The sequence below is a fragment of the Streptomyces sp. NPDC050619 genome, from assembly GCF_040654815.1.
Taxonomy (GTDB): domain Bacteria; phylum Actinomycetota; class Actinomycetes; order Streptomycetales; family Streptomycetaceae; genus Streptomyces.
Map to the genome: position 1 here is coordinate 1 of NZ_JBFAIR010000171.1, position 1,155 is coordinate 1,155.

A 1,155-nucleotide genomic window follows, 5' to 3' on the forward strand; every position below is an offset into this window, starting at 1 on the left:
TGCGACGTCACCGATGTTTGTCCGCAGCCGTCCGTCGCGCACCCGCTGCACGATCTCGCCCAGTTCGGCGCGATCGGCTTCGACGACGAAGTCCACCGCCAGGCCGTCAGTGGGCCGCGCTTCGACCGGGCCGACGATGGACACGAGTGTTCCTCCGGCCTTGATCAGGGCGGCGGACTGCTTTTGAATGTCGCCGCCGATGACATCGAAGACCAGGTCGACGTCCCCGACGTCTTTGAGCGTGTCGTTCTCGAGGTCGACGAACTCGTGGGCGCCGAAGTCGAGTGCCTTCTCGCGGTCGGCGGTGCGTCCGGTGCTGATGACGTAAGCGCCGGCTTCACGTGCGAGCTGGGTCACCATCGTCCCGACTGCGCCGGCTGCGCCGTGGGCGAGGACGGTCTGGCCGGCCTGAAGGCGGCCGTGCTGGAACAGTCCCTGCCATGCGGTCAGGCCTGAGATGGGCAGGGACGCGCCTACCGTGAAGTCGATGTCGCCGGGCAGCGGTGCGAGGTTGCGTGCTTCGATCGCCACGTACTGGGCGAGGGTACCGTCGCGGTGCCAGTCGGCGAGGCCGAACACCCGCTGCCCGAGTGACAGGCCCGTCGTGCCGTAGCCGAGGGCGGTGACCACTCCGGCCAGCTCGTGGCCGGGGATCGACGGTGTCTTGTCACGGCCGGCGCGATCGGCCCAGGTCGATGGCCACTCCATCTCGGTCGGGACGAAGCCCGATGCATGAATCTGAACGATGACGTCGTTGATCGCTGCGAGTGGCTCAGGCCGCTCCGTCAGCGTCATTCCGGCCGTTCCCGCGGCCTGGTCGGTGACCACAATGGCTTTCATTGAGATTGTCCCCTTCCTCGTATGTGTGGTGGGTTTTGGTTTCCGGATGGGTTTTTAAATGAAGGTGAACAGCTGGTCGGCGTCGAAGCGCGAGATCGGGGTGGTGTACACCTTCTCCGGGTCGGGGTAGCCGAGGGCCAGCAGCACCGTCGTGCTGTGTCCGCTCTCGCGGATCTTGAACGCCTTGTCGACACTGGTCGGGTCGAACCCCTCCAGCGGCGTGGCCTCGACGCCGAGCTCGGCGGCCGCCATCATGGTCAGGCCCACCGCCATGTAGGTCTGCTTCTCCATCCAGTGGTTCAGGTCCTTGTAGCC

Annotated in this window: 2 protein-coding genes; both read right to left on the reverse strand. The window is 66.1% G+C overall.

Annotated features, from left to right (window positions below):
• Positions 1-840 (reverse strand): NADP-dependent oxidoreductase (locus AB0I77_RS53790; RefSeq protein ID WP_363290369.1); only part of this gene is annotated, 840 nt, incomplete at its 3' end.
• 54 nt (positions 841-894) lie between these two features.
• Positions 895-1,155, reverse strand: a 261-nt coding sequence (locus AB0I77_RS53795) for a nitroreductase family protein (RefSeq protein WP_363290370.1), incomplete at its 5' end; no start/stop codon positions are given.